The organism is Alteromonas sp. PRIM-21 (assembly GCF_027563165.1).
Classification (GTDB): Bacteria; Pseudomonadota; Gammaproteobacteria; order Enterobacterales; family Alteromonadaceae; genus Alteromonas; species Alteromonas macleodii_A.
The window spans coordinates 28,375-55,069 of the sequence record NZ_JADOEK010000013.1; the positions used below are offsets into that span (position 1 = coordinate 28,375).

General features: G+C 44.7%; 27 protein-coding genes. 13 read left to right on the forward strand and 14 right to left on the reverse strand.

Going from position 1 to position 26,695, the window contains the following annotated elements:
• Nucleotides 1-60 precede the first annotated feature (60 nt).
• The 3 genes from gluQRS to sfsA form a co-directional block, all read right to left on the reverse strand.
• Nucleotides 61-984, reverse strand: coding sequence for a tRNA glutamyl-Q(34) synthetase GluQRS (gene gluQRS, locus IW644_RS16585; protein WP_269918531.1), 924 nt, complete (start codon nucleotides 982-984; stop codon nucleotides 61-63).
• A gap of 73 nt (nucleotides 985-1,057) precedes the next feature.
• Nucleotides 1,058-1,507 (reverse strand): RNA polymerase-binding protein DksA, encoded by a 450-nt coding sequence (gene dksA, locus IW644_RS16590; protein ID WP_012519849.1) that lies wholly within the window; start codon nucleotides 1,505-1,507, stop codon nucleotides 1,058-1,060.
• Between the two features lie 240 nt (nucleotides 1,508-1,747).
• Nucleotides 1,748-2,464 (reverse strand): DNA/RNA nuclease SfsA, encoded by a 717-nt coding sequence (gene sfsA, locus IW644_RS16595; RefSeq protein ID WP_269918532.1) that lies wholly within the window; start codon nucleotides 2,462-2,464, stop codon nucleotides 1,748-1,750.
• A 191-nt stretch (nucleotides 2,465-2,655) separates the two neighbouring features.
• Here sfsA and pepB point away from each other — a divergent pair, with 191 nt between their 5' ends.
• Complete coding sequence (gene pepB, locus IW644_RS16600) at nucleotides 2,656-3,939, forward strand: aminopeptidase PepB (protein WP_269918533.1); 1,284 nt, start codon at nucleotides 2,656-2,658, stop codon at nucleotides 3,937-3,939.
• Between the two features lie 46 nt (nucleotides 3,940-3,985).
• On the opposite strand, the gene IW644_RS16605 is transcribed toward pepB, so the two are convergent.
• On the reverse strand, nucleotides 3,986-4,168 hold the full coding sequence (locus IW644_RS16605) for a helix-turn-helix domain-containing protein (RefSeq protein ID WP_118491748.1): 183 nt from the start codon (nucleotides 4,166-4,168) through the stop codon (nucleotides 3,986-3,988).
• A gap of 497 nt (nucleotides 4,169-4,665) precedes the next feature.
• On the opposite strand from IW644_RS16605, the gene IW644_RS16610 reads away from it, so the two are divergent.
• Both IW644_RS16610 and IW644_RS16615 read left to right on the forward strand, forming a co-directional pair.
• Entirely contained in the window at nucleotides 4,666-5,268 is a 603-nt protein-coding gene (locus IW644_RS16610; RefSeq protein ID WP_118491750.1) for a YhgN family NAAT transporter, read from the forward strand.
• The gene (locus tag IW644_RS16615; RefSeq protein ID WP_179984778.1) at nucleotides 5,269-5,847 is read left to right on the forward strand and encodes a YjaG family protein; all 579 of its coding nucleotides are present in this window, start codon (nucleotides 5,269-5,271) and stop codon (nucleotides 5,845-5,847) included.
• A gap of 68 nt (nucleotides 5,848-5,915) precedes the next feature.
• Here the strand turns inward: IW644_RS16615 and rsmD are convergent, their stop codons facing one another.
• Complete coding sequence (gene rsmD, locus IW644_RS16620; protein WP_269918534.1) at nucleotides 5,916-6,602, reverse strand: 16S rRNA (guanine(966)-N(2))-methyltransferase RsmD; 687 nt, start codon at nucleotides 6,600-6,602, stop codon at nucleotides 5,916-5,918.
• Nucleotides 6,603-6,668: 66 nt separating this feature from the next.
• Here rsmD and ftsY point away from each other — a divergent pair, with 66 nt between their 5' ends.
• The 3 genes from ftsY to ftsX are packed head-to-tail and all read left to right on the forward strand — an operon-like array spanning nucleotide 6,669 to nucleotide 10,065.
• A complete protein-coding gene (gene ftsY, locus IW644_RS16625) occupies nucleotides 6,669-8,348 on the forward strand; it encodes a signal recognition particle-docking protein FtsY (protein WP_269918535.1) in 1,680 nt (559 codons plus the stop codon).
• Between the two features lie 26 nt (nucleotides 8,349-8,374).
• Entirely contained in the window at nucleotides 8,375-9,088 is a 714-nt protein-coding gene (gene ftsE, locus IW644_RS16630) for a cell division ATP-binding protein FtsE (RefSeq protein ID WP_269918536.1), read from the forward strand.
• Nucleotides 9,085-10,065: a permease-like cell division protein FtsX gene (gene ftsX / locus IW644_RS16635; RefSeq protein WP_269918537.1), complete on the forward strand. Its 981-nt coding sequence runs from the start codon at nucleotides 9,085-9,087 to the stop codon at nucleotides 10,063-10,065. Before ftsE ends, ftsX begins: the two co-directional genes overlap by 4 nt.
• A gap of 81 nt (nucleotides 10,066-10,146) precedes the next feature.
• Here ftsX and IW644_RS16640 read toward each other — a convergent pair whose 3' ends face one another.
• Both IW644_RS16640 and IW644_RS16645 read right to left on the reverse strand, forming a co-directional pair.
• Complete coding sequence (locus IW644_RS16640) at nucleotides 10,147-11,382, reverse strand: EAL and HDOD domain-containing protein (RefSeq protein ID WP_269918538.1); 1,236 nt, start codon at nucleotides 11,380-11,382, stop codon at nucleotides 10,147-10,149.
• Between the two features lie 154 nt (nucleotides 11,383-11,536).
• Nucleotides 11,537-12,763: an EAL and HDOD domain-containing protein gene (locus IW644_RS16645; RefSeq protein WP_269918539.1), complete on the reverse strand. Its 1,227-nt coding sequence runs from the start codon at nucleotides 12,761-12,763 to the stop codon at nucleotides 11,537-11,539.
• A 629-nt stretch (nucleotides 12,764-13,392) separates the two neighbouring features.
• On the opposite strand from IW644_RS16645, the gene rpoH reads away from it, so the two are divergent.
• Nucleotides 13,393-14,247 carry an RNA polymerase sigma factor RpoH gene (rpoH, locus tag IW644_RS16650; protein WP_014950987.1) on the forward strand — a complete coding sequence of 285 codons (855 nt, stop codon included), beginning with the start codon at nucleotides 13,393-13,395 and terminating at the stop codon, nucleotides 14,245-14,247.
• A 110-nt stretch (nucleotides 14,248-14,357) separates the two neighbouring features.
• On the opposite strand, the gene IW644_RS16655 is transcribed toward rpoH, so the two are convergent.
• The 3 genes from IW644_RS16655 to pip all read right to left on the reverse strand — a co-directional run bounded on the left by IW644_RS16655 (nucleotide 14,358) and on the right by pip (nucleotide 16,931).
• Nucleotides 14,358-15,272 carry a bifunctional GNAT family N-acetyltransferase/hotdog fold thioesterase gene (locus IW644_RS16655; RefSeq protein WP_179984770.1) on the reverse strand — a complete coding sequence of 305 codons (915 nt, stop codon included), beginning with the start codon at nucleotides 15,270-15,272 and terminating at the stop codon, nucleotides 14,358-14,360.
• 247 nt (nucleotides 15,273-15,519) lie between these two features.
• Nucleotides 15,520-15,957 (reverse strand): D-aminoacyl-tRNA deacylase, encoded by a 438-nt coding sequence (dtd, locus tag IW644_RS16660; protein ID WP_269918540.1) that lies wholly within the window; start codon nucleotides 15,955-15,957, stop codon nucleotides 15,520-15,522.
• Nucleotides 15,954-16,931, reverse strand: a complete 978-nt coding sequence (gene pip, locus IW644_RS16665; RefSeq protein ID WP_269918541.1) for a prolyl aminopeptidase — start codon at nucleotides 16,929-16,931, stop codon at nucleotides 15,954-15,956. Before pip ends, dtd begins: the two co-directional genes overlap by 4 nt.
• Nucleotides 16,932-17,119: 188 nt before the next feature.
• Between pip and IW644_RS16670 the strand changes: the two genes are divergently transcribed.
• Both IW644_RS16670 and IW644_RS16675 read left to right on the forward strand, forming a co-directional pair.
• Nucleotides 17,120-17,362 (forward strand): hypothetical protein, encoded by a 243-nt coding sequence (locus IW644_RS16670; protein WP_025257569.1) that lies wholly within the window; start codon nucleotides 17,120-17,122, stop codon nucleotides 17,360-17,362.
• The gene (locus tag IW644_RS16675) at nucleotides 17,359-17,997 is read left to right on the forward strand and encodes a DUF2959 domain-containing protein (protein ID WP_179984767.1); all 639 of its coding nucleotides are present in this window, start codon (nucleotides 17,359-17,361) and stop codon (nucleotides 17,995-17,997) included. The genes IW644_RS16670 and IW644_RS16675 overlap by 4 nt, the downstream gene beginning before the upstream one ends.
• A 117-nt stretch (nucleotides 17,998-18,114) precedes the next feature.
• Here IW644_RS16675 and IW644_RS16680 read toward each other — a convergent pair whose 3' ends face one another.
• Together IW644_RS16680 and metF are read right to left on the reverse strand one after the other, a co-directional pair.
• Nucleotides 18,115-18,999, reverse strand: coding sequence for a virulence factor BrkB family protein (locus IW644_RS16680; RefSeq protein WP_269918542.1), 885 nt, complete (start codon nucleotides 18,997-18,999; stop codon nucleotides 18,115-18,117).
• Between the two features lie 211 nt (nucleotides 19,000-19,210).
• A complete protein-coding gene (gene metF / locus IW644_RS16685; RefSeq protein ID WP_269918543.1) occupies nucleotides 19,211-20,098 on the reverse strand; it encodes a methylenetetrahydrofolate reductase in 888 nt (295 codons plus the stop codon).
• 160 nt (nucleotides 20,099-20,258) lie between these two features.
• Between metF and metJ the strand changes: the two genes are divergently transcribed.
• Nucleotides 20,259-20,591, forward strand: a complete 333-nt coding sequence (metJ, locus tag IW644_RS16690; RefSeq protein ID WP_014950979.1) for a met regulon transcriptional regulator MetJ — start codon at nucleotides 20,259-20,261, stop codon at nucleotides 20,589-20,591.
• 87 nt (nucleotides 20,592-20,678) lie between these two features.
• Here the strand turns inward: metJ and IW644_RS16695 are convergent, their stop codons facing one another.
• Nucleotides 20,679-21,914 carry a malic enzyme-like NAD(P)-binding protein gene (locus IW644_RS16695; RefSeq protein WP_269918544.1) on the reverse strand — a complete coding sequence of 412 codons (1,236 nt, stop codon included), beginning with the start codon at nucleotides 21,912-21,914 and terminating at the stop codon, nucleotides 20,679-20,681.
• Nucleotides 21,915-22,560: 646 nt separating this feature from the next.
• On the opposite strand from IW644_RS16695, the gene IW644_RS16700 reads away from it, so the two are divergent.
• On the forward strand, nucleotides 22,561-22,878 hold the full coding sequence (locus tag IW644_RS16700) for a hypothetical protein (protein ID WP_269918545.1): 318 nt from the start codon (nucleotides 22,561-22,563) through the stop codon (nucleotides 22,876-22,878).
• A gap of 174 nt (nucleotides 22,879-23,052) precedes the next feature.
• Here the strand turns inward: IW644_RS16700 and rpmE are convergent, their stop codons facing one another.
• Nucleotides 23,053-23,265, reverse strand: coding sequence for a 50S ribosomal protein L31 (gene rpmE, locus IW644_RS16705; RefSeq protein ID WP_118491779.1), 213 nt, complete (start codon nucleotides 23,263-23,265; stop codon nucleotides 23,053-23,055).
• 452 nt (nucleotides 23,266-23,717) lie between these two features.
• On the opposite strand from rpmE, the gene priA reads away from it, so the two are divergent.
• Together priA and IW644_RS16715 are read left to right on the forward strand one after the other, a co-directional pair.
• On the forward strand, nucleotides 23,718-25,907 hold the full coding sequence (gene priA / locus IW644_RS16710; protein ID WP_269918546.1) for a primosomal protein N': 2,190 nt from the start codon (nucleotides 23,718-23,720) through the stop codon (nucleotides 25,905-25,907).
• 132 nt (nucleotides 25,908-26,039) lie between these two features.
• On the forward strand, nucleotides 26,040-26,630 hold the full coding sequence (locus tag IW644_RS16715; protein WP_179984761.1) for an SPOR domain-containing protein: 591 nt from the start codon (nucleotides 26,040-26,042) through the stop codon (nucleotides 26,628-26,630).
• Nucleotides 26,631-26,695 lie beyond the last annotated feature (65 nt).

Sequence of the window (26,695 nt, forward strand, 5' to 3'; positions counted from 1 at the left end):
TTGAAAAAGCGCGCTTAACAGATTTAAAAACACGATGAATGATGATGGTATCTCCGCAGACTATAAAGGTTCGCTATAATAAGTGGATTCATGCTGTGGAACAATAATTTCGGGTGTTTTCACTACTTTTTTCCTATCCCACATCGAAATAGCTGCTTTAAGCGCTGAATCAATATCATCAAATTCTGATGCATTTGGAAAGGAAAAGCCTAAAAAGTCCATTACACGCACAATATTATTTAGCGCTGTATAGTTATTAACAGGGGCTGCTCGGTTTTGTTTACTCAGTTTTCTGCCTGGCGCGACAGCCGCTACCGGCACATGCCCGTATTGAGGGGCGTTGTAACCGAGTGTTTTATACACCGCGCGCTGCAATGGCGTTACATCAATAAGGTCGCACCCTCTGATTACACAGTTAACTTGCTGAAATACATCGTCCAAAATAACAACTAGATTGTAAGAAAACAAACCGTCACGTCGTTTAAGTACTACATCTTCGGCGTTTAAGCTGGCGTTTGAACTAGAAGGCGTAAACTTACCCATGAGCACATCTTCAAAAGCTTCAAGTGGCGTATCTACTTTTAGGCGCAGTGCACAGTCTTGGGTGGCTGAACACACTGTCTTGTCCCGACAATTTCCGTTATAGATACCGCCCATAGCTTTAATTTGCTTACGTGTACAGGTGCAAAAATAGGCTTTTTCTTGTGTAAGTAAGTCATCGAGAAGTTCTTGATAGCGAGGATGTTGCTGACTTTGGTAAATGACATCGCCATCCCAATACAAACCATGGGCTTCTAGTGTGGTAAGGATGTCCTTGTCGACACCTGCTATGCAGCGTGGTTCGTCGATGTCTTCCATGCGAAGCAACCACGTGCCGTTGTGGCTTTTCGCGTCTAGGTAGCTGGCAACAGCAGTAACGAGTGAACCGAAATGTAATTGGCCGGAGGGTGAGGGAGCAAAGCGCCCTACATAGTGGTTATGCATAATTAAGGTTTAACAAAAAGCCCCATCTTTTTGGGATGAGGCTTTCTATATCAACATACTCGCGGTTATTAGCTTAACCTTGAAGTTGTTTTTCTTTGATTTCAGCCATGGTCTTACAGTCGATACACAAATCAGCTGTAGGACGCGCTTCTAAGCGACGGATACCAATTTCGATACCACAAGAATCGCAGAAGCCGAAATCGTCTTCTTCAATGCGCTTAAGCGTTTTTTCAATTTTCTTTATTAGCTTACGCTCACGGTCACGTGTACGTAACTCAAGGCTGAACTCTTCTTCTTGAGCTGCACGGTCTACAGGATCAGGGAAGTTTGCTGCTTCATCCTTCATGTGCGTTACCGTACGGTCAACCTCTTCACGAAGTTGATTGCGCCACGCTTTAAGCAATAGACGAAAGTGCTCAAGTTGGGGCTCGCCCATGTACTCTTCGTCAGCTTTTGGCTCGTACGGCTGCAAACCTGCCAGCGCTAATAGTCCTAGGGATTTTGTTTCTTTTCCTGTTGGCATCTGCCACATCTCCTACACTACGACATCCATCTTGTCCTGATTGGACCGATATCTATATCAGACTCGACAGCTTCAGGCAATCGATCGTGTCTATGTAATTATTATGCTGGTGTGTTGTTTCTAACATTTGCCAGATGTTTAATCATTTATACGACTGGCTACCAGCAAACGCATTAGTGCGTTCTACCACTAAAACAAGGCGCAAATATGAAGACGAAATGAAAAAAATCAACCTATTTTTTATAAAATCACAGGGAGTGATTGATTTAATAGGATTTTTTGTTCATCAATTATACAGCCTGCGGCAAGCACAGTTACGCCTGCATTAGCGGCAATCTGTACGCTTTCGGCATAAGTTGGATCAATATGCTTTGCAACTTGAACACTTTCAATAGCGGTATGTTGAACACAGAACAACAAGCTGGTCTTTATACCGCCTTGCGCTAGGCGAGCCAGTTCCAAGCAGTGTTTTGCACCTCGCTGGGTTACCGCATCGGGAAAGTAGCCTTTATTATTTTCCGCTAAAGTGACGGATTTTACTTCCATGTATTCTGTAAGTTCTTGACGCTGCGCGTTTTCCCTGGTTAACGCGAAGTCGAATCGGCTGTTGGCAGTTGGCGGTGTTACTTCTGCTTTCCAACCGCCGATATCGGAAAATTCACCTAGCACCTTGTTATCTAGTGCTTCTGCCACCAACTTATTAGCATTGTGTGTGTTAATACCGATGAAGTGACCATCAAACGTTTGGGCAAGTTCCCATGTATACTTGAGCTTTCGCTTTGGGTTCGTCGACTCACTTAAAAAAACCGTATATCCCGGTTCTGCGCAGCCGGTCATTGCGCCAGTATTTGGACAATGAGCAGTAACGATTGAACCGTCGTCTAGCTCAACGTCGGCAAGAAATCGCTTGTACCTTTTAATCAAGGTGCCGCGTAATAACGAAGGTGAAAACTTCATGTATCGCCTTTTTTATAAAAATTAGGTTCACCGCGTAGACGTTCCCTGCTGGTACTCGTGTGCTATGGCATAGGGTTTATGGGAAACGCACAACATGTTCGCGGTATGCAGGCAAAAGAGAGTAACAAAGATTTGAGCAAGCGCAAAAAGCGCTTATCGAAAACATAACGATGTATAAGGAATAAAACGCGATGGCAGAATTTACGGTAAGCCTTTCAACCAATAGTGCTGAAGCTGTATGGGGCGAAAGCGCTAAGCTTTCTTTCACTGAATCAGGCGCAGTTATTCACCTACCTGATGACAAGCTTAACGAGCGATTAATTCAGCAAGCGGCGAGAAAGTTAGATGGTCTAGGGTTGCCTGCCGTTGCGCTTAAGGGTGATTGGCATAAAGAGCAACAGTGGGCCTTTGCACTTAGCTTTACACGTGCACTTAAGCCTGCCTCTATCCAATGGGCGGATACGGCTGACAAAGCAGCGTTAGAGCAGGAGTATGCGGCATTATTATTTACTCGTCAGTTGGTAAACGAAACTCCTGAAGACCTTAGCCCTGAAACCCTAGCGACACGTGCTGCCCAGTGGCTTAAATCGCTGGGTGGAGACAAAGTCTCTTACTCAATGACAGTAGGTGAAGACCTTAAAGAGCAAGGCTGGATAGGTATTTATAACGTAGGTCGTGGTAGTGAACGCCCGCCTGCAATGCTAGTCCTTGATTACAATCCCACAGGCAACGAAGATGCCCCGGTCGATGCTGTGCTAGTAGGGAAAGGAATTACCTTCGACAGCGGCGGTTACAGCATTAAATCTAGCGAAGGTATGTTAGATATGAAGTGTGACATGGGGGGCGCGGCAACGGTAACTGGCGCGCTAGGCTTATCTATTTCTCAAGGCAGCGAAAAGCGTATCCAGCTAATTTTGTGCTGTGCGGAAAACCTAATAAGCGGTCACGCTTATAAACTGGGCGATGTACTTACCTACAAAAATGGGGTGACTGTTGAAGTTGTTAACACTGATGCAGAAGGGCGTTTAGTACTGGCTGATGGTTTGATGGCGGCAACGGAAACTGGCGCGCCGCTTATTATCGACGCAGCAACGTTAACGGGCGCGGCAATGGTTGCCTTGGGCTCTGATTATCATGGCGTATTCTCACTAGATGATAATGCACGCGATCAAATGCTGAAAGCCGCAAAAGCAGAGAATGAACGCTTTTGGCCATTACCCCTTGAAGACTTTCACGCAGACCGTTGCCCTTCAGCGTTTGCTGACACGGCGAACAGCCGCCCGATGAAAGGTGGTGGTGGTGGCGGTGCGTCAAACGCTGCGGGCTTCTTATCGCGCTTTGTTAAAGCAGAAGGCTGGGTGCATTTAGATTTGGCTGCGGCCTATCACGGTGGTGCAACCGCTGAAATGCCAGTAGGTGCAACAGCAAAAGGCATTCGTTCAATTGCAAGAATGCTGAAAGATTTCACTGCATAAATAAAAAACAGAGGGGGCTTCACAGAGTGTCGCCCCTTTTCGTTAACTAGATCCCGCCCAAGCGTTCAGCTAGTTTCTTATAACGCTCAACGTCACCGCTATCAAAAAGTGGGTTACCGTCGGTATCTTTGTCTTTTGATACTAAAAGGCTTTCGCGCTCTAGACGCTCTACGCGTACTTCTTGCACACCCAGAAATGCCGCCACTTCTTTTACCGTCATCAAACTCATTACAATTTTTCCTATTGTGGTTGTTTTTGTTAGGTTTTAACCAAGCCTCTACTTTGGTCAAGGCTGTGTGATCTTGTCATTACATCAGAAGCGCTTTGTACAAGACATTACCTAAAAGGCGAATAAAATACTAAACATCCAGCTATGGTGAGCGTGCCTATTTACGCATTGCATAAACCAAAGGCTAGATAAGGTTATCGTTGCTACGCCTGTTGCATACTGCTTCCTATTGTTTTAGTTAAGCCCATTTTTGTTATTTTTCGAGTCTTTTTTACCGATTCTTTTAATGATCGCTAATGATGGGCACGCGCTTTTTGCTTAAAAATCGGAGTTAGATAGATATAAAGAGCAGCAGTCGAGTGTTAAAAGGTGTTTTTTACTCACTCTGCTTGGTTTACCATTGCGCGCCATAACCATCTATCTGCATGAATATTGAGTTATACTTTACGATTCACGCTTAAATTGGGCTTACGCTCTCAATCGGAGACAATAAAAAAATGGATACCTGGTCCGCTGCCGTCATGCTTTTCTTGATCATGGATCCGCTCGGTAATCTGCCGGTTTTTATGTCGGTGCTTAAATCCATTGAGCCTAAAAGACGTCAATTTATTCTTATACGAGAACTATTGTTTGCGCTTGGTATTTTATTCTTATTTCTGTTCAGCGGTCAGTCGGTTCTTAACTTTTTGAATGTAGAGCAAGAAACTGTGAGTATTGCCGGTGGTATCATTCTATTTCTTATTGCGCTTAAAATGATATTTCCGTCGTCCGGCAATCCAAGTGGACTTGCAGTGGGTGAAGAGCCTTTCTTGGTGCCTCTTGCTATCCCTATGATCGCAGGCCCCTCAACCTTAGCGGCGTTAATACTCCTTGCTAATCAAGCACCGGATAGAATGGTGGATTGGTCACTAGCGCTTGCTGCTTCCTGGTCGATTAGCGCTGTCATCTTATTATTTTCAAACGTGTTTCATAAAATTTTAGGGGAGCGTGGCCTAGTTGCGATGGAGCGATTAATGGGTATGATCCTCGTTATGATCGCTATCCAAATGTTGTTAGATGGCGTTACCAAATATTTCATGCATGCCACTGGAGCCCTTTAAATGGCAAAGCAAAAACTTAATACCTTTGGGCGTGTTCGCGCCTTAGAAGGCTGGAAATCCGTTGCATTCGGCGCTGCGTTACTAGAGCGTATGCTGCCTAACTACACGCTTTTTTGTGAGCTGACAGAAAGTGGTGATGCGAATGCCTTACGCAACTGCTTAAATTTGGTCTGGGAAACACTTAAGTCTCCTAAAAGTAAATTTAATATCGCAGTGCAGCTTGAAAAAGTGGAAGTTGCCACCCCGGATACCAGCGAACACGATAACTATGGCGTGTACCCTGCTATTGATGCAGCCATCGGATTAGCTGGCCTACTTAATTTAATAGCAGGTGACGATCCCCAAGGCGCTGTGGTAATCAGCAAACTATCTCAAGGTAGCGTTGAAGCTTATTTATTAGAAAGCGAAGAAGCTGATGATGAGACCGTGAAAGCTCATCCACTTATGGAATTTGAAGTAGAGGTACAAAACGAACTGCTCGATTACGTTGAGCAGGCTAAGTACCCTGCAAAGGCAGCAGACGAAATGAAAGCTCTCGCCCTGGAAGCGGGTATCTCAAACATAGGCCTTGAACTTTAAAGTAGCTAGGCCGTGCGCTCTAGGTAGGTTCACGGCTTTGCGCTGCGCTAAGCGTACGTACGTTTTAGCTAGCTCACTTCTATTAACATGTAGCGCAGTGCGCTGGTGTGTCTTTCTTTAATAATTTGCCAGTGGGTAGGTAAAGTAGGTGTTGTGAGTGTACTCTCATGCTCTAAGTAAACTACGCTGCCGCTTTGCACTAGGTTATTCTCTGCAAGCGATATAAGCGCTGGTGCTACCAAATCTTTGCCGAACGGCGGGTCAACAAATACTACATCGTAAGGTAATTCGGTAGGCGTTGAAGCGTTTAGCCCCTTCAATATGTTTAGCGCATTACCTTGGTAGACGTTGGCTGATGCAACCTCATTTACTTTAAGTAAAGAAAGGTTACTTTCCAGCTGTGACACAGCCTGATTATCTAATTCAATAAAATCGCAATGTGCCGCATAGCGCGATAATGCTTCTAAACCCAGTCCACCCGAGCCCGCAAATACATCTAGGCAGCGTGCGTCGTTAACATAAGGCATTAGCCAGTTAAATAAGGTTTCTTTATTTCTGTCGGTAGTAGGCCTTAACCCTTCTGCGTTTAATACAGGTAGCTTCCTACCGCGCCATTGACCACCAATAATACGTATCTGCCCAGTGCTATTTGCACGGTGGGCTCTACCATTTTTTGGTGAATGAGGTTTTTTTGCAGAAGATGGTGCCCGAGTAGGGCGAGAAACTCGCTTCATAGTGGCCGACAATGGTATCATGCGTTCATACATTAGGCGGCAAGTGTAGCCGAAATTGCTAAGAATTTATAAGGATTTGTCCTAACGATGTCGAAACTTTTTGGCTGGTTCAGTAAGAACAAGAAAGCAGAGAAACAAAAAGCCCAAGCGGAAGAAGAAGCTCGCTTAAAGGCGGAAGCCGAAGCACAGGCTAAAGCGCAAGCGGAAGAAGAAGCTCGCGCAAAGGCAGAAGCTGAAGCACATGCGAAAGCCCAAGCGGAAGAAGAAGCTCGCTTAAAGGCAGAAGCCGAAGCACAGGCGAAAGCGCAAGCGGAAGAAGAAGCTCGCGCAAAGGCGGAAGCCGAAGCACAGGCTAAAGCCCAAGCGGAAGAAGAGGCTCGCGCAAAGGCGGAAGCCGAAGCACAGGCTAAAGCGCAAGCGGAAGAAGAAGCTCGCTTAAAGGCAGAAGCCGAAGCACAGGCGAAAGCGCAAGCGGAAGAAGAAGCTCGCTTAAAGGCAGAAGCCGAAGCACAGGCGAAAGCGCAAGCGGAAGAAGAAGCTCGCTTAAAGGCAGAAGCTGAAGCACAGGCGAAAGCCCAAGCGGAAGAAGAGGCTCGCGCAAAGGCGGAAGCCGAAGCACAGGCGAAAGCCCAAGCGGAAGAAGAAGCTCGCGTAAAGGCGGAAGCTGAAGCACAGGCTAAAGCGCAAGCGGAAGAAGAGGCTCGCGCAAAGGCGGAAGCCGAAGCACAGGCGAAAGCCCAAGCGGAAGAAGAGGCTCGCGCAAAGGCAGAAGCCGAAGCACAGGCGAAAGCCCAAGCGGAAGAAAAACCGAAAGAGAAAAAGTCGCTATTCGCACGCTTAAAAGCCAGCCTATCTCGCACAAAAGAGAATATAGGCAGCGGTATCGTTAGCCTATTTAAAGGCAAAACCATTGATGATGAGCTGTACGAAGATCTAGAAACACAGCTTTTAGTGGCCGACGTGGGTATGGATACCACACAGAAAATTATTGACCACTTGACTGATAGCGCGTCACGTAAAGACCTTAAAGACGCGGAAGCTTTACTGGAAATCATGAAGCAACAAATGTCGGGTATGCTGTCTGAAGTTAACCAGCCGCTTTCGGAGGTTATGAAAGCACACGATTCAAGTGAAGGCCCATTTGTTATTTTAATGGTAGGTGTTAACGGCGTTGGTAAAACCACCACTATTGGTAAACTTGCTAAGCAGTTTCAGCAAGAAGGTAAGAAGGTAATGCTTGCCGCCGGTGATACTTTTAGAGCTGCTGCCGTTGAACAACTTCAAGTATGGGGCGAGCGCAACGACATTCCCGTTATCGCGCAACATACTGGTGCTGACAGTGCATCGGTACTTTACGATGCTCTAGAAGCGGCCAAATCGCGCGGCACTGATATTCTTATTGCTGACACCGCAGGGCGTTTGCAGAACAAGAACAACTTGATGGAAGAGCTAAAGAAAGTGGTTCGCGTTATGAAGAAGATCAACCCCAATGCGCCTCACGAAGTGATGCTTACATTAGACGCTGGTACCGGGCAAAACGCTATTAGCCAAGCTAAGTTGTTTAACGAAGCCGTGGGCTTAACGGGTATCACCCTTACCAAATTAGACGGTACAGCAAAAGGCGGTGTTATATTCTCTATTGCCGATAAGTTTAAAATTCCTATAAGGTATATAGGTGTTGGCGAAAGTATCGATGATTTACGCCAGTTCGACGGCCAAGAATTTATTGACGCCTTGTTTAGCGAAATGGACACACCTGAAAGCTAAAACCAGCAAAGCGGTAGGGAAAAATAATGATAAAGTTTGAGCAGGTAAGCAAAACCTATCCAGGCGGCCAACGCGCGCTTAGTAAGGTCAATTTTCATATTGCCCCGGGTGAAATGGCCTTTTTAACAGGGCACTCGGGTGCAGGAAAAAGTACACTACTTAAACTTATCAGCCTAATGGAGCGCCCAACAGTAGGGCGCGTTCTTATTAATGGTCACGATCTCAACGCCATTACCCGTCGAGATATTGCTTACATTCGCCGCGATATCGGCATGATCTTCCAAAGTCACCAATTATTAATGGATAAATCGGTTTTTGATAACGTCGCTTTGCCGCTAGTAATTGAAGGATACACGCACAAAGAAATTCGCAAACGTGTGGATGCCGCCCTCGAAATGGTAGGGCTTAGAGACAAAGCCCGCTGCTTGCCCATTACGTTATCTGGTGGTGAGCAACAGCGGGTGGGCATTGCGCGAGCAGTGGTAAATAAACCTCCGTTATTGCTGGCAGACGAACCGACCGGTAACCTCGACCCTAAACTTTCAATGGAAATTATCCGTTTGTTCGAAGACTTCAATCAAGCGGGAGTGTCGGTGCTGATTGCGACTCACGATTTAGGGTTAATCGCGCGTATGCGCTATCGCACGCTCACCCTTAAAAACGGGCAAATGATTACTGATGGTCTAACCGACGATATGGGTGGCGCGGGGTCAGGTGATGGCGAAGGAGAGTGGTCGTGAGTATTTTATTTAAGGGGCGGGCGCAAGGCGCATCCTCATCAAAAGTAGGCATGGTACAAACTATTATTATGTTCTTTGTCAGCCATGTACGACAAGCACTGTCTAGCCTTGGTGAGCTTTGGCGGCAGCCCCTAGCCTCGTTAATGACAATTGGCGTACTGGGTTTGAGCATAACCTTGCCAAGCACCCTTTATATCATGGTAAAAAACACAGAGAAAATTACCGCGGGCTGGGACCAGGCATCAGAAATTTCTCTTTTTCTAAAGCCTAATATCAATGCTGCAAGCTCACAACAGCTAGTCGCCAGACTGAATACATGGTCGGAAATAGACAGTGTGGTTTACATTCCTGCAGATGACGCACTTAAAGAATTTCAGCACTTATCTGGGTTAGGCGATGCTATCGCATACCTTGAAAAAAATCCGCTGCCGGATGTTGTACTGGTTACGCCTAGTGAAAAGCATGCATCACCTACTGCAGCTAAAGCGCTGTTAGACAAGCTGCGTCAGCAGCGAGAGGTAGACATTGGCAAGCTCGATATTGAGTGGTTAGAGCGCTTGTACGCAATTATTGATATCGCAAGAGACTTAGTTACTTTAATTGGATTGCTCTTGTTTATCGCTGTGGTGCTCATTATTGGTAACACTATCCGACTGAACATACTCAACAAATACGATGAAATTGTAGTAATGAAGCTGGTGGGAGCTACCGATGCGTTTATTCACCGCCCTTTTTTATACACAGGTTTTTGGTATGGCTTACTAGGCGGATTAATGGCGTGGTTTGCCGTAATTATTATTTTGTGGTGGATGGATAGCAGCATAACCACATTTGCTGCCATGTATCAAAAAGATTTTAATATTACTGGGCTGACCGGTTCAGCATTGCTAACCATGCTAGGGCTTTCAGTACTATTAGGCTTGCTCGGTTCCCTTATCTCAGTGCAACGTCACGTAAAAGAGATTGAGCCCAAATAAACGTGATGAAATTAGATCTCTAGCTATTGTGTACCGGTATGTGCTAACTAGCTAAGGGCTAACGCCTTGCATCTTTAATAGTTAAGCAGTAGCGCGCGGGTAGTGTGCAGAAATAGCACTGCGTACACCGTTGCCCCACGTAATAGCTTGGTTGTACAGCATATGTAGTTGCTTTTGATCAATGTTCAGCAACTTTGCTTGCTTGATCACGTTCATCCAAAGAGCACTCTCAAAGGCGCGAACTAACGTCATGTAGTTGTTCATTTCTAGGTTTTTGCCCAACAAGGCGTCGTTCACCTCTTCAGACAGCGGAAGCTGTTTAACAATGTCAGTCATAGACTGGTCGAGTAAACCTTCAAGTAACGAAAATAGCCCAACTAAGAAAGATATCGGCGGGTTATTTTTAATGCCCCTGCGCTCGGCCAGTAAATCAAAAAACTTGGCGCGTACGAGTGACATATGAATGATTTCTAAGGGCTTTTCATCGCCTAAATTAGTCAAACTTAATAACGCGATGAATTTCTTAATTTCAACTTCACCCATGTAATTCAGGGCATGCTTCAACGATGTAATTTTGTAACGCTTATTGATGGTTGGGTTATTAATAAACTTTAGCAATAAGAAACTAAGCGTGGCGTCGCGTTCAATAATTTGGCTAATGCGCTCAACATCAAAATTTGTACTTGAACTCTCCCCCATTAAATCTACGATATTCATTTTAGAAGCTGGAAGCTGCTTAAGTATGCGCGCTTCAGGCTGTGAAAAGAAATAGCCTTGGAAGAAGTCGAAGCCTAGGTCCACACAAGTAGAGAAGTTATCTTGGGTATCGACCTGCTCAGCAACAAGTTTCACGTTAGCATCATGGTAGCGGGGGATGTGCTTTTCTATGGTTTCAAAGCGAGTCTTAGTGACATCTACTTTTACTATGTCGATAAGCGGGAAGACATCATGGGTTGCGCCTACCATCATAGGGTCGTCAATGGCGAGCTTAAAGCCAAGCTGTTTGATGTGCTGACATGCTTCATACAGACCGTTAGTGTTATCGGTAGGGTCGGCAAGTTCAACAACGACCGACTCTGGATTGAGCGAAGTTGGAAAGCGCGAAATAATGGTATCAGATGAGAATGTGATAAAGGATGTTTTCTCACCGCTTATATCGTCAAGCCCTAGTGGATGAAAATGTTCAGAAATATACTTAGCTTTTTGGTCGCTGTGTTCTGGGTATGCGCCAGATTTACCATCCCTGAACAAGAGTTCATAGGCAAATACGTTTTTGCTTTTGTCTAAAATAGGCTGGCGAGCTATGAACGCAAACATAAACTAATCCTGAGGCAACATGGTTTGTCGAGGTTTTTGTTGGTATCAAATGGGCTTAGAAAAAATTAATCCCACACCCTAGTCTATGATATGTAGGTATAATCTAACAACAAATCAATGATTATTTTAAAAAACCATTCTTTTATTAAGCTCGTTAGTCATCTTTCAATGCTGAGTTATGAATGTGTTTTGCCCACTTTATTGCTTCATTGTAGTAGCTGTGTAATTGGCTTTGTTTCATTTCATATTTTGTCGCAAATTGCTTAACACCAGCCCACTTAGCTCGTTCAAAATATTGAACAAGCGTCAAGCAATTACGCAGCATACCGGGTGTGCCGCAAAGCGCGCCCTTAACATCATCACTGATTGGTACCTTGCTTACCAGATCATCAATACGTTGCTCCATCATGGCGTCAAGCAAAGACAATAGTCCAGTAAGGAAGCCTTTCAGCGGATTGTCAGACGTCTCAAGTTGGGTAAACACTAACTCACAAAATTTCGCACGAACCAGTGCCATCTGCATCAATTCGGTGGGTTGACCATCGCTTAAGTTGGCAAGAGCGAGTAAAGATATAAATTTCTTCACTTCTACTTCACCCATAAAGGTTAGCGCATGCTTAAGTGACGTTATCTTATGGCGCTTATTCACCATCGGGTTATTGATAAAGCGCAGCAGCAGGTAGGTAAGCGATGGATCTCTTTCAATAATCTTATTCACATCATCGAAATTAAGCTTAGGTTGGCTGCTTAAGGTGAGCAGCTCCATCATAGTTAAGCTGCTTGGCCCCAACTTCCTATGCCTAACGATTTCCGGCTTAGCCAGAAAATAGCCTTGAAAATAATCAAACCCCATTTCTTTGAACTTATGGAATTCTTCATAGGTTTCAATCTTTTCGGCCACTAGCTTGATGTTGTTTGATTTGAAACGCGCTACCAAGGCGGGGATTTTATCGTGAGAAATTTCGGTGATATCAATTTTCACCACACTGGTGAATGGAATGAAGGCTTCCCATTTTCCCTTCATGTCATAATCATCGAGGGCAATTGGGTAACCCAATCCTCTGATATGTTTACACGCTGCAACTAAGGCGTCATCTACCTCTACCGTTTCGACGATTTCGATTACAACTTTGTCAGCATCTAACGACGTGGGAAAGCGAAACATTAGCGTATCTCGATGAAAATTGATGAACGCTTTTTTGTCTCCCGTAATTTCTTCAATGCCCAAGCTTAAGTGAGTAGAGGTGAGAATTTTCGAGGTGGCTTCATCGGGAGGGATATCTGGAAAGCAATTTTCCTCGCCCACGCGAAAAAGCAGTTCGTAAGCGTAAACCTCTCGATTTACATCAAATATGGGTTGTCTAGCGACGTAAGCAAACATTAAGTTCCTCTTTGCTTTACTTGCCTTACTCCTTCCTTAAGTATTTCCCTTCCAGTTTTTTATTGTTGTTGTCTGGAAAATGCCATGCAGCGGTCGTAGTGCAAAATCGATTAATACAATCTAATATTTTCAATTTCCGAAGAGAAAAGCAAGGTTTAAAATACTCATATAATCAAGGTATGGCACTACAGCGAGCGGCTGAAAGAATGCTAAGAGCGCTGATTGCTAATATTTACGTTAGCGCTGATGACGGTAGCGTATAAACGTTAGAATTCATACCAGTGAGATTAGCTTTTAATTCTTGCTATGTAATTAAAGTATAATAGCGTTGTGGTTAGATGACCTACCCGACTTCTACTAAACGCAGGCCAATCATTGAACGGATGTGGCGTTAGTGGAGTATGAAGTCAAAAGAGCTTGCGCTCATAAGGAATGGTGAGAGGTTTTGGGCTGAGAGAGCGCTAAATGGATAGTTCTTTCTTAAAGTTGAACTTTTTTTCTTATTCTAGGTCTTGATATTGTAGAAATAGTCACTATACCTACATATCGGTTAGACTTCATATCTTAATTAGGTCTCGCGCAGCTTCAGTTACTTTGCTAATATGAAGCGGCAATAAATGAGGTGAACAATGAGCAACAATTTGCAATCTATGGCCCTGTCAGTGCCACACAGCGGTAGCATTGAAGGCTACATTCAAGCTGTAAGCAGCATTGATATGCTTAGCGCTGAGGAAGAGCGCGAGTTGGCAGTGCGCCTTCGCGAAGACGAAGACTTACAAGCCGCTCGTAAGCTAGTAATGTCACACCTTCGTTTTGTAGTGCACATTGCAAAATCTTACTCAGGTTATGGCTTACCACAAGCCGACTTAATTCAAGAAGGTAACATCGGTCTGATGAAAGCCGTTAAGCGTTTCGACCCTACAGTGGGCGTGCGTTTGGTTTCTTTCGCGGTTCATTGGATCAAAGCAGAAATTCACGAGTTTGTACTTAAAAACTGGAGAATAGTTAAAGTTGCGACAACTAAAGCGCAGCGTAAACTGTTTTTTAACCTTCGTAAGGCGAAAAAGCGTCTTGGTTGGTTTACTCATGATGAAGTGCAAACAGTAGCAAACGAGCTAGGCGTGAGTACGAAAGAAGTGCTTCAAATGGAAGCACGTATGAGTTCTCAAGACCAAGCGTTTGACTTAACTGCTGATGAAGATGAAACAGGTAATTTCGCACCAGTTCAATACCTAGAAGACAAGTCTTCAGACGTTGAAACTGACGTGATTAACAATGATTGGGATACAGCGGCAAGCAAGCGTTTGTATTCAGCAATTAAAACGCTAGATGAGCGTAGTCAAGACATCATTGAAACCCGTTGGTTAGCAGACAATAAGATTACGCTGCAAGATTTAGCTGATAAGTACCAGGTGTCTGCAGAACGTGTTCGTCAAATTGAAAAGAACGCGATGAAAAAACTTCAAGCTGCTATGGTTGCGTAATACACGCAGTAAATAGCTTTAAAAAAGCTTAACTTTGAAAAAAGCGCCTTTAAGGCGCTTTTTTTATGTGTAGATTTTTATCGCTAGTGGCAAAGCGAGAGCCCGCAACGCTACTCTTCTTCGTTCTTAGAGGGGGGAAGAACGTAGAAGACACCGTCAAACTCGGCTACCGGCGTATCGCCATCCAAAATAGCCACACTCAATTCAAACCGCGCTTTGTTGTCGTTTTCTAGCGGTTTAAACTTACCCGATAAGGTTTCGATATTACAGATGGCCCTTGGCTTCATAGTGATCGGCTTGTGGTAATGGATATCACCATCGCCTAATACAATGTCACCGTCTAATCCACGCTCTTTAAGCTGCAAGTAAATCATGCCCCAGCCGGTAAGCGTAGCTAAAGAGAAAATACTGCCCGCAAACATGGTGCCGTGGATATTAATATTTTTATTCAGCGAAGCGCGGGTTTCAAGGGTGCGCCCAGTATACTGGTATAGTTTTATACCCATGTGCTCAGTAATAGGTATGGTCTCTGACCAGGTTTCCTGCAGCGATTTACACCATTTAGGGTGTAGTATTAAGGAATTGTTTTCAGTGAATTTCTTAACCATTTGCTGGCGTTTAAGCATACCTAATTCGTTAGGGGCTTCTCGCTCAATTTCAAAACCACACGCACTAAAAAAGTCGATAGATATTTCGCGGCTATTTGTCACTGCTCGCTCAGCACCTAAGTCTTTGGCAACGTTTTCCAGCGCCGCCATTATCATCTGACCTAAGCCTTTGCGTTGATGGTCCTGATGTACCGCGATATGACGAATTTGTGCTTCCTCAGCAGTGTTTAAATGAACACGGCCACAGGCTACAATTTCGTTCTTACGGTTGGTGATAATACGATGCTCGGCGACCTGTTCATATTCGTCTTTTTCAGAGCCGGGAGGGAAATTCCATGGTTGGCGTAAGTGCTCCCATCGAAAATGAAAATAGGCTTCAAATTCGGCGTCGCTTTTTGGCGTAACTACCTTGTACACAATAAACCGACCTTCTTAAATGAATGAAGGAGTATTTAAACGTAAGAACCCATGAGGTACAAGTTTAATTATGTAAGCAAACTTGGAATGCCGAAGAAGTACACAGTTACCTGTAAACTGATGGACCTAACAGTTGCGGACCTAACAGTTACGGACTAAACAGCGAGGATTGCCCTTATCGCTTTCGCCTAACTGGTAAAAATAAAGGTTCAGCCGCCCAGCGCAGCGAGACGCGCCCCGTGAGCTCTTAGACACTGAACTGAAAAGTAACAGGCCCGTCGTTAATAAGGCCAACTTGCATATCTGCACCGAACTCGCCTGTGGCTACTTTCATGCCTTTATTTTTAAGGGCCTGCACAAATTGTTCATAGATAGCTTGACCATGCACTGGGGATGCACCGCGAGAGAAGCCTGGACGGTTCCCTTTTTGAGTGTCTGCAACAAGCGTGAACTGAGATACCACCAGTATTTCGCCATCGACTTGCTCAATATTTAAATTCATTTTGCCATCTTCATCGCTAAACATGCGATATCGACACAGTTTATTTGCAAGCTTCTCTATTTGCGCTTCGCTGTCTTCCTTTTCAACACCTAACAGCACTAACATGCCTTTGCCAATCTCACCAATAACGTTACCGTCTACAGCTACATTAGCTTCTGATACCCGTTGGATAAGTCCTATCACTTTGATGACTCCTGAATAAAGCGTGACATGTCGCGAGTAGCGCGGCAAAGAGCATATCCTATACTGGGCTCGGATGTGCTGTGCCCCGCATCTGGGATGATTTGTAACTGGCTCTGTGGCCATGCTTTGTGAAGTGCTTCAGCAGCTTCCGTTTTACATATCATATCGTAGCGACCGTGAATAATAGTGCCCGGAATATGACTTATTTTATCAATGTTTTCAAGGATGTAGTTTTCATCTAAAAAACACTTGTTAGAAAGAAAGTGGCACTCCAAAGTTGCTAGGCAAGTGACCAATTGCATGGGGTAATTGTCAGTAGAGTCACCTACGCCGGGTGGTAAAGTAATGCGCGATAATCGCTCTTCCCATTGATACCAGCGCTTTAAGGCTGCGTGGCGCAGTACATCATTGCTAGAGCGTACCATTGCGCTATAAAAACTGCAGACTGCACTTGAGGTCACCGGTGTAGGCACATCCTTGGTGAATTTGCGGTAGTACTCAGGAAATAACTGAGCTGCGCATCCATTTGGCGATAAAAACCAATCTCTGTCTTCTTGCCGGGCTAAAAATACGCCGCGAAGAATGAGACCTGTTACTCGCGAGGTATACTTGAGCGCATAAAGTAAGGCGAGTGTAGAGCCCCATGAGCCGCCGAATAGTAAAAATTTTGGTATAGAAAGGTGAGTTCGTAGTGCTTCTATATCTTCAACATTAGACCAAGTGTCGTTGTTTATCGTATCAGCGAGGGGGGTAGAGCGGCCGCAACCACGTTGCTCATAACCTATAATGCGATACTTGTTGCTATCAAAAAAGCATTTGTAGTTAGGGGGTAAGCCTGCGCCAGGCCCGCCGTGAATAAAAAGCACGGGGATACCGTCTGGATTGCCACTTTGCTCGAAGTAAAGCGAATGCCCACTTCCCACTTCGATAAATCCGTTTTCATAGTAGGTAACATCGGGGTAAAGTCGTTTCATTTTGTTTCTGCGCGTTGTGTGAGTGCCTGTTTTAGTTTAGTTTATTGTTATTCAAACGTTTGCGTGCTGACTGCTTCAACGCCGTTTTTGCTTGTAAATTAAGCAATGAACGCTAAGTCTATACTATAGAACAAGTGTCATTACGTGCTAGCTAATCATATTATAGTCATAAATGCGAGGATGTTGATATGGCAGGTCAAGGATCGGGCGGTAACGTTATCGCCGCAATTTGTAACTTCTTTATTCCTGGGTTAGGTCACCTGGTACAAGGAAGAATTTTAGGTGCATTGTTCTTTTTCATCACAGTAGGCGTATGTTATGCCTTAGCTGCAACTGTGGTACTTGCCATTGTCTTTTGGCCTTTAGGTGCCCTTTTGCATTTGATTTGTATTATAAGCGCAGCACGTTTTAGAGGTGGAGTAACCGCATGAAGTTAATCGCATCAGCATTTGTTGCTATGCTTGCCCTGAGTGGGTGTCAGTCTGCATATTACGCAGCATGGGAAAAGGTAGGCGTTGAAAAGCGCGATATCTTAGTTGACCGCGTTGAAAACGCAAAAGAATCACAGGAAGACGCACAAGAGCAGTTTAACTCTGCGTTAGAAGCATTCAGTGCTGCTGTTGCGTTCGATGGTGGAGAGCTAGAAGATGTTTACAATCGCTTGAATGGTCAGTACGAAGACAGCGTTGCTGCTTCAGAAGAAGTGAGTTCACGCATCGATAAAGTGGAAAGCGTTGCTGAAGCTTTGTTTGACGAGTGGGCAGAAGAGCTTGAAAAGTATGAGAATGCGTCGTTGAAACGGGATAGCGCGGCGAAGCTTCGCGAGACCAAGCGTCGCTACTCTTCATTAATGACAGCTATGCGTAAAGCTGAAAGCAAAATGCCACCAGTATTAAGCGCGCTTCAAGATAATGTGTTGTACTTGAAGCACAACCTAAATGCCAGCGCCATTGGTGCACTGCAGGGCGAACTTTCTACTATTGAAAACAATGTTGCTCAGCTTATCAGACAAATGAATTCAGCTATCGCTGAGTCTGACGCTTTTATATCTTCGATGAAAAACTAGTCGTTAGTTAGGCAATAATTATAAAGAAGGGAGCTTGTAGCTCCCTTCTTTCGTTTCATGCATTTTTTATAGAGCTGAGGCGTAAGGTTAATCATCATTACGCCCGTTTTAGGTCGGCTACTCCTTTGGAACTTTGCGCGGCTCGTTCTCTGCTTTACGGTTTTCAAAAGCTTCGCCTAAACTGCACGTGAATTCTGCCCCAAACAGCACAATTATCCACGACAAATACACCCATAAAAACAGGATAGGTACCACCGCTAGGGCGCCATAAATTAATTCGTAAGAAGGAAAGTTTGTTACATACAAGGCAAAGCCCGATTTAGTAATTTCAAAAGCTATGGTGGCAACAATTGCGCCTATGAACGCATGGCGGGCAAACACTCTTCTATTTGGCACTACCATGTACAAGATGGTGAATGCGAGCATGGCAGCACCGCTAGGCACGAGACTGAGTAAGAAGGTTCCCAATCCAGGCGTGTACTCTTCGGTAAAAGCAGCGAGGCCAGTTAAATAGGAACTTACTACTACGCTAGAGCCAATTAGCATGGGCCCTAAGGTGATCACCATCCAATAGATAGCAAAAGTGTACACTATGGGTCTGTCACTTTGCGTGCGCCAAATTCTATTAAGGGTTTTATCTACGTTTGATATGAGCATTAGCGCTACGACCAGCAGTGACAAAATACCAATAGCGCTCATTTGGGAGGCATTGCCAACAAAATCAGTCATGTACTTGTGTACCACATCGCTGGCGGTAGGCACAAAGTTACTAAAAACAAAATGCTCAAGTTTGCTTCTTACCGATGCGAAGGCAGGAAAGGCCGACATTATGGTAAAGGTCACCATAATAAAGGGTACTAAAGATAACAAAGTTACATAAGCCAAGTGCCCAGCAGAAATAGTAATATTGTCTTCTCTACAGCGCTTTATAAAGATGCTGAGGAACTCTCTTAGTTGAGGGGTAACATTGTTATATAAGGTTTTAACCTTGTCTAATTCCACTCGACTTCTCCTAGGGATACCCTCTTACAGATAAACAGCGTGATCTTTTGATGGGAGACCTTACGGTATCAATAGTTCAATTCTTAATACAGCAAATGGTAACTGGCGTAGGCGTCAGTGGCAAAAGGTTAATGTATTCTTTATACAACAAAGGCGCATAGAATGCGCCTTTAGTCATCTACTTGTATAGCTTTGTTACCGCTATACAAAATCAATCGCCGGAGCGCACACCTAGCATATGACAGATTGCATAGCTTAGTTCACTACGGTTGAGAGTGTAGAAGTGAAAGTGCTTCACCCCTTCTTTTGCCAGTACCTTCACTTGGTCCATGGCAATATTAGCGCCTATTAGGTTACGAGTGGCTTGATCATCTGCATCAAGACCGTCGAACATCTTGTGCAACCAGCCGGGAACGTGCACGTCCGTAAAGCCAGCAAACCTTACTAACGTTTGGTAGTTAGTCACAGGTAAAATTCCTGGAACTATGTCTAAGTCTACTCCCGCGGCGGCTGCACGGTCTCTAAATCGCAGGTAAACACTCGTATCGAAGAAGAACTGGGTTATCGCTTCGGTAGCGCCAGCTTCAGCTTTGCGTTTAAGGTTTAGCAAGTCGAACTGCGCATTTGGCGCTTCAGGGTGTTTTTCCGGGTAGGCAGCAACTGAAATATCAAAATCGGCAACGTCTTTTAGTAAGGCAACTAAGTCAGAGGCATACATCTCTGTTTTGTCTACCCCTTTAGGCAAGTCGCCACGCAGGGCGACAATACGGCGAATGCCAGAATCCCAGTAGTCTTTTGCAATTTGCTTTAATTCATCACGGCTTGCGTCGACACAGGTTAAGTGAGGAACGGCAGCAACGCCTGTTTGCTGTTGAATACGTTTTACCACATCGTGGGTTCTGTCACGTTCACCGCTATTGGCGCCGTAAGTAACCGACATATAGCTTGGCTTCAGCGGGGCTAGACGTTCAACCGACTTCCACAGGGTTTGTTCCATGGCTTCCGTTTTAGGCGGAAAGAATTCAAAAGATACATCAATATCACGCAGCTCCGACAGGGACTGGTTTAATGCATCGATACCTTGTGCGTAAGAAACCATGGTTTATACTCTCAAAAGTGTAATCTTATAGACGTTTAGACGTCTAAATTAAAGAATATATGTCTAGACGTCAAGAGGTTTACACTGCTCAATTGACCTTTTCGTGAACTTGTTTAGAATTTCTCTTCATAATATAAAAAGAGTAGACCGAGTTAGTACAATGGCAGAATGGAACGGTAAATATATTCACCCCTACGCAGAGCATGGGAAAAAGAGCGAGCAGGTAAAAAAAGTCACTGTCTCTATACCTATTAATGTGCTTAAAGCACTTACTGATGAGCGTACCCGCCGCCAAATCAATAATTTGCGCCACGCCACTAATTCGGAACTGTTGTGTGAAGCGTTTTTACACGCGTTTACCGGACAACCTTTGCCTAACGACGATGACCTGCGTAAAGACAACCCTAATCGCGTGCCGGCTGAAGCTAGGCGCATAATGGAAGAAATGGGTATTGATCCAAGCTTCGAAAATGATGTGTCTGAAGACGACTGATATCTAGCATTAAAGAGAAACGGCCCTGTATTGTATGTTAGCGGATGTAAGTAATTACCTACAACACAGCGCCGTTTTTATGTACCTTTATTCTTCCGGGCTTTCAGGCACTCGTGCAACGCCCGACTCAATAGCCGCTTTAGATACAGCGGTAGCAATACGCTCGCACAGACGTGGGTCCATAGGCTTGGGAATAATATAATCCTTACCAAACGTTAGGCTGTCACTTTTACTTGCGGCTAATACTTCCTCTGGGACGGGTTCTTTTGTAATAGCACGAAGGGCTTCAACTGCCGCCACTTTCATCTCGTCATTAATAGCTGTAGCGCGAACGTCTAGAGCGCCACGGAAAATAAATGGAAAGCACAGCACGTTGTTTACCTGGTTAGGGTAGTCTGAGCGCCCAGTAGCCATAATTAGGTCTTTACGTACTTCGTGAGCGAGTTCAGGCTTTATCTCTGGGTCAGGGTTAGAGCATGCAAATACAATTGGATTGTCAGCCATCAAAGAAAGCGCTTCTGGAGGTAAAACATCAGGGCCTGATACACCGACAAAGATATCTGCGCCTTCCATTACATCTTCAAGGGTGCGCTTATCAGTGTTGTTAGCAAACAGCTTCTTGTGCTCAGTTAAATCTTCGCGACGAGTGTGGATAACGCCTTTTCTATCTAACATGTAGATACGCTCACGCTGGGCACCACACTTAATCAGTAGCTCCATACAGGCAACCGCTGCTGCGCCAGCGCCCATGCAAACAATTTTAGCGTTCTCTATATTTTTGCCCTGAATCTCTAAAGCGTTAAGCATACCTGCGGCGGTTACAATAGCGGTTCCGTGCTGATCATCATGGAATACTGGGATTTTACAGCGCTTAATGAGCTCTTGCTCAATTTCAAAGCATTCCGGCGCTTTGATATCTTCTAGGTTAATACCGCCAAACGTATCAGCAATATTAGCTACAGTATTGATGAATTCTTCCGTCGTACGATGTTTCACTTCAATATCAATGGCATCTAAACCAGCAAAGCGTTTAAATAGAAGCGCTTTACCTTCCATGACAGGTTTTGAAGCTAATGGGCCTAAATTGCCTAATCCTAAAATTGCCGTTCCGTTACTAATAACAGCAATAAGGTTGCCTTTACCCGTATACTTATAGGCATTATCTGCATCTTCGGCGATTTCTCTCACCGGTTCGGCAACACCCGGGCTATAAGCAAGAGCAAGATCGTCGACGCTATCGGCAGGCTTAGATAGCTCTACGCGAATTTTTCCAGGTGTGGGGCTGGCGTGATAGTCAAGTGCGCGTTGTCTAAAATCTGACATGTAAAAAAGTATCCTTAGATGTAGGGTTCATCGGTGTTTTCGTTCACGCTCTGTAGCTATTTTATTATCGTTGTAGTTATAGGTAGATAAACATAAGCGCGTTACAACCAACTAATGACAAAAGTGATTATAAATAGTTGTGAGCACTGGTGTGGTACGTTGGAAACTGCAGACCTAGCGTTAACGCTTTCTGACTTTCCTCACATATCGCTGTTGATATTAGGACTAACATTTAGACCTACATTTATATCCAAAAGCGCCACGAGCCTTTATAGTAAAGCATTATTCATAAAATTAATGCTCACTATCAAGGTGCCGATCGCAACTCTAACACAGCCAATCACTGTGTACATATCTGATCAGAATTCTCAATTATCAATGTAGGTGAGGCATACTAATTAGACCAGTAAAATAAGCCTATAATTGTCATTCATAAAATTTATTATTAAACCGCTTAATATTTTGAGGGTGTATTGTAATGGTATTATAGATGCGGGTGCTTTAACGGCTAAAATACTTATCAATTTATATTCTTAAAAACAGTGCTAGATAATATTGCACAAAGATAAACCTCTTTAATTTCGCTTTCATTTATCTGATAAAATACGACAAGAAACCTTACAAGCTAGCTTTTAAAACAAAGAATATGACAGAAAGAAAACTAGTCGCAGTGCTAACTGACGTGTGTGAAAACGTAAAATCTGACCATAATGGTTTTGTATGGCTTACGCATCTAGGGCCTTGGAAAGCGCCTAAAGTTATTGCCGTGTTTAATACGGAGTGGGAGAAACAGCAAGCATTGATAAGCGGTTGGGATATGGACTTCATAAACCAGGTGAATATAGCCCTTGAATCTATAAAGTCTATTCCTGTTGGTATTTATTTTGACAGTGAAGAGGCGTGTAAAAAACAAAGTAGAGGAGACTGGGATAAACATCTGTCAGGAATCAAAAAATTTCATTAAGTATAATGAGTGTTTTGATTTTAAGTGTAAGCGTTATTTATATGATCAATTAGCTTTTAATTAGAGGCGCTTGCATAAGTGGAAGCTATTCAACAGTAGTTTCTGACATGAATAGTAACCTTCAGGCAATAAAAAAGCGCCATATAGGCGCTTTTTTCGAACTCGATATCAGGCTTACTTTTTGCCCAATGCACCGAAACGCTTCTTGAAGCGGTCAACACGACCACCAGTATCAACGTTACGTTGCTTACCAGTGTAGAATGGGTGGCATGAAGAACATACGTCTAGGTTGATGTCTTTACCAAGCGTAGAGCGGATGTTCAATACGTTACCGCATGAGCAAGTTGCTTTGATTTCTTCGTATTTAGGGTGGATATCTTGTTTCATTGGGTTACCTCAAATAATAAGGCCGTATCGCTATACAACCCGAAGTCGCACACCATACGTTACTTAATTCAAATGATAAGTCGTTCAACGAACAACCCATCGCAAAAAGAGCGGCGCATAATATAGGATGGAAGTGGCTTGATCAAGCGGTTTTTGTCCAAATGTTAAACAAGAGAACTCAACAAGAAGCCTAAACAAACAACATTCCTTTCATGCTTACCAGTAAAGTATGTTTAAATATTTGTCTTTCAAGGCTAGGCCCATATGCGCTAATGGTAAAATTGTGCGGTAATAGCTAGAGGTATAGCTAGGGGGGGAGCTAGCTGCTAGCAGCGCACATTGCTGTAACCTACAGGTATGCATGTAGCCTCTAAATAAATAGTTTCAGTGTAAGACGCTCAGCAAGCAATTTGCGCGCTGTAAAAGTCATCAAATAAGGTAGAACGTTCGCAATGGCCTTTATCCAAGTTGCCGTGCCAGTGCCACTGCGCCAACTTTTCACATATACTCACGACAACGCACTCAGTGCGGGTGTAAGAGTGAATGTGCCTTTTGGTCCACGCAAATTGGTGGGTGTGGTCGTCGAAACCCTGCAAAAAAATGAAAGTGAAATTGACAACGTCGACAAGTTAAAAGCTATCGAGTCGGTACTTGACGATAGCCCTATTATCGATGATGTGTTGCTGAAAATGGCACAGTGGCTGTGGCAGTATTATCATCATGCGCCAGGTGAAGTACTGCACGCCATGTTGCCTGTTTTATTACGCAAAGGCGAGTCGGCGGCCCCAACGCCACAAGACATGCTAATGTTTACCGAAGACGGTGAGCAAACGGCTGCAGAAACGCTATCGCGAGCGCCGAAGCAACAAGCTTGCTTTGCCGCGCTGGCTGGTGGAGCTTTATTAGCGTCGCAAGCGCGAAAACAATATGGTGCACCTGCAGTTAAAGCGCTCGTTGAAAAGTCTTTGGTACGTATCGAAGAAATAGCACCTGAATTTAAGCCAGGTAGTTGGCTTGCCTCGTTATCGCTTTCTGAAAAGCCAATTCCAGACAGTGAACAGTCAGTTGCCATTGCTGCGCTTAATCGTCAGCAAGGTAACTTCGCGGTAAGTTTGCTTGAAGGGGTTACCGGTAGCGGTAAAACGGAAGTGTACCTTCAGGCCATTGAACCTTTACTGCGCGGCGGAAAACAAGTGCTTATACTTGTGCCTGAAATTGGGCTTACACCTCAGACGGTATCTCGTTTTGAGAAGCGCTTTGGCATTGCGGTGGGCGTTTTGCACTCTCAGATTTCTGATAAAGAACGTTTACATGTTTGGCAGCGTGCTAAAGCCGGTGAACTCGGTATTATCATTGGTACTCGTTCGGCTATTTTCACGCCGCTGCATAACCCCGGCATGTTGATTGTGGATGAAGAGCATGACGAGTCTTTTAAACAGCAAGATGGGCTTCGCTACCACGCCCGTGACTTAGCAGCCATGCGTGCCAAGCAGCACAATATTCCTCTTTTACTAGGCAGTGCCACGCCCGCGCTTGAAACACTCAACAATGCACTAAGCGGCCGCTATGCTCACTTACAGCTAACCAAGCGAGCGGGAGGTGCGAAAAGCACACATCAGCATGTGCTGGATGCGCGCGACCAACCTATTCATTACGGCATTTCACAAGGTCTGCTAACGATAATGCGTCAGCATATTAGCGCAGGAAATCAGGTGTTGGTGTTTGTGAATCGAAGAGGTTATGCGCCAGCGCTACTTTGTCATCGCTGTGGTGAAACCGTAATGTGTAAGCGCTGTGACCGCCCTTATACCGTACACAAAGCCCAAAACCGATTACAGTGCCACCACTGCGGTGGCATGCGTTCAATGCCATCGAACTGCGAAGCGTGCCATCACAATGAATTAGTAACGGCAGGTACGGGGACCGAGCAAGTGGAGCAAGGGCTTGCAAGTTTATTCCCAGGCGTTAAACAAGTACGTATTGACAGTGACACCGTGCGGGGCAAGGACAAGCTTCACCAAACCCTTGATGCTATTAATCGCCAAGAGTACCAGCTGCTAGTTGGCACCCAGATACTATCAAAGGGTCATCACTTTCCTCATGTCACCCTAGTAGCAGTGCTAGATTGTGATGGTGCTCTTTTTAGCGCGGATTTTAGAGCACCAGAAAAGCTCGCGCAGCTTGTTACTCAACTTGCTGGAAGAGCGGGGCGCGCAAGCAAACCTGGTGAAATGTGGCTTCAAACCCACAATCCTCATCACCCTTTGCTACAAGATTTAGTGCACAATGGCTATGGGCATTTCGCACGGCACGCTTTAATGGAGCGTAAGGCAGCAGGGTTACCCCCTTTTATTAGCCAGTTTGTTATTCGCGCCGAGGCTACCGATAGCAGTTTGGCTTATCGCTTTCTACAGGAAAGTAAGCAGGTGTTTAGTCAACAGCACGCCATTAATATAAACGGTCCGTTTCCTTGCTTAATTGAAAAACGGCAAGGCAGGTTTCGGTTTATGCTGGTATGCAGCCATGAAAAGCGTGCGCCGCTTCATAACGCGCTGCGTTTGGCGCTGCCATTTTTACAGGCGTTACCACAGGCTATGAAGGTAAGGTGGTCGATAGATATCGATCCTACTGATTTCAGTTAGCTTGTTGGGTAGCAATACGTTAAAATTTTAACAAGATTGAAGAGGCTGAAACACTAGCCCTTCTAATAGACTTGGTATATGACGTTTTCTTACGCATACAAACAACGATAACAAGTAGGAATATTGCCGACTATGGCTCAACGCGATTATGTCTCTCGTGGACGCTCTCCTCAAAAAAAGAAGGCTGCTGGTAAAGGTAGAAAACCGGCTACAAATACGCGATCAAACGCACAATCTAACGGCCCAGTTTCTGGGAAGCTTCCTATCGTGCGCCTTATAGGCATTTTCGCTCTAGTGATTGGTTTCGGTGTATTTTTATGGTCGATAAAAGACAATGTAGAGGATGACGTAGATACTCAAGCCTCACGACCCGTTGCCCCAACAGAAGAATCTTTACCTGAACTGCCTGAAGAAGAGTGGGAATACATCAAGACTCTGCCAGGATACGAAGTAGAAGTTGAAGTAAGAGAGCAGGAAAAGTCGGATAAACGCTATTTAATGCAGTGCGCCTCGTTTAGAACCCGCGCCCAAGCAGAAGAGATGAAAGCCAAAATTGCATTCCAGGGTTTAGAAGCGCTTATCAGACACAGCACCGGCAGCAATGGTGATTGGTTCCGCGTTATTCTTGGCCCTTATGAGTCTAAGCGCGATGCGGAGAAAGCCAAGCACAGCCTACGTAAGGTGAACATTGCCACATGCCAAATTTGGTACTGGAATTTGTAGCAGTTCATTGTCGGTGACACTTAATGCGCTGCATACGGCGCAGTGATAGCGCGTAGCGGAAGTAT

Coding starts and splice junctions, on each gene's coding strand:
- gluQRS (WP_269918531.1), bottom strand. CDS start 984: ATGCATAACCACTATGTAGGGCGCTTTGCTCCCTCACCCTCCGGCCAA.
- dksA (WP_012519849.1), bottom strand. CDS start 1,507: ATGCCAACAGGAAAAGAAACAAAATCCCTAGGACTATTAGCGCTGGCA.
- sfsA (WP_269918532.1), bottom strand. CDS start 2,464: ATGAAGTTTTCACCTTCGTTATTACGCGGCACCTTGATTAAAAGGTAC.
- pepB (WP_269918533.1), top strand. CDS start 2,656: ATGGCAGAATTTACGGTAAGCCTTTCAACCAATAGTGCTGAAGCTGTA.
- IW644_RS16605 (WP_118491748.1), bottom strand. CDS start 4,168: ATGAGTTTGATGACGGTAAAAGAAGTGGCGGCATTTCTGGGTGTGCAA.
- IW644_RS16610 (WP_118491750.1), top strand. CDS start 4,666: ATGGATACCTGGTCCGCTGCCGTCATGCTTTTCTTGATCATGGATCCG.
- IW644_RS16615 (WP_179984778.1), top strand. CDS start 5,269: ATGGCAAAGCAAAAACTTAATACCTTTGGGCGTGTTCGCGCCTTAGAA.
- rsmD (WP_269918534.1), bottom strand. CDS start 6,602: ATGATACCATTGTCGGCCACTATGAAGCGAGTTTCTCGCCCTACTCGG.
- ftsY (WP_269918535.1), top strand. CDS start 6,669: ATGTCGAAACTTTTTGGCTGGTTCAGTAAGAACAAGAAAGCAGAGAAA.
- ftsE (WP_269918536.1), top strand. CDS start 8,375: ATGATAAAGTTTGAGCAGGTAAGCAAAACCTATCCAGGCGGCCAACGC.
- IW644_RS16640 (WP_269918538.1), bottom strand. CDS start 11,382: ATGTTTGCGTTCATAGCTCGCCAGCCTATTTTAGACAAAAGCAAAAAC.
- IW644_RS16645 (WP_269918539.1), bottom strand. CDS start 12,763: ATGTTTGCTTACGTCGCTAGACAACCCATATTTGATGTAAATCGAGAG.
- rpoH (WP_014950987.1), top strand. CDS start 13,393: ATGAGCAACAATTTGCAATCTATGGCCCTGTCAGTGCCACACAGCGGT.
- pip (WP_269918541.1), bottom strand. CDS start 16,931: ATGAAACGACTTTACCCCGATGTTACCTACTATGAAAACGGATTTATC.
- IW644_RS16670 (WP_025257569.1), top strand. CDS start 17,120: ATGGCAGGTCAAGGATCGGGCGGTAACGTTATCGCCGCAATTTGTAAC.
- IW644_RS16675 (WP_179984767.1), top strand. CDS start 17,359: ATGAAGTTAATCGCATCAGCATTTGTTGCTATGCTTGCCCTGAGTGGG.
- metF (WP_269918543.1), bottom strand. CDS start 20,098: ATGGTTTCTTACGCACAAGGTATCGATGCATTAAACCAGTCCCTGTCG.
- metJ (WP_014950979.1), top strand. CDS start 20,259: ATGGCAGAATGGAACGGTAAATATATTCACCCCTACGCAGAGCATGGG.
- IW644_RS16695 (WP_269918544.1), bottom strand. CDS start 21,914: ATGTCAGATTTTAGACAACGCGCACTTGACTATCACGCCAGCCCCACA.
- IW644_RS16700 (WP_269918545.1), top strand. CDS start 22,561: ATGACAGAAAGAAAACTAGTCGCAGTGCTAACTGACGTGTGTGAAAAC.
- rpmE (WP_118491779.1), bottom strand. CDS start 23,265: ATGAAACAAGATATCCACCCTAAATACGAAGAAATCAAAGCAACTTGC.
- priA (WP_269918546.1), top strand. CDS start 23,718: ATGGCCTTTATCCAAGTTGCCGTGCCAGTGCCACTGCGCCAACTTTTC.
- IW644_RS16715 (WP_179984761.1), top strand. CDS start 26,040: ATGGCTCAACGCGATTATGTCTCTCGTGGACGCTCTCCTCAAAAAAAG.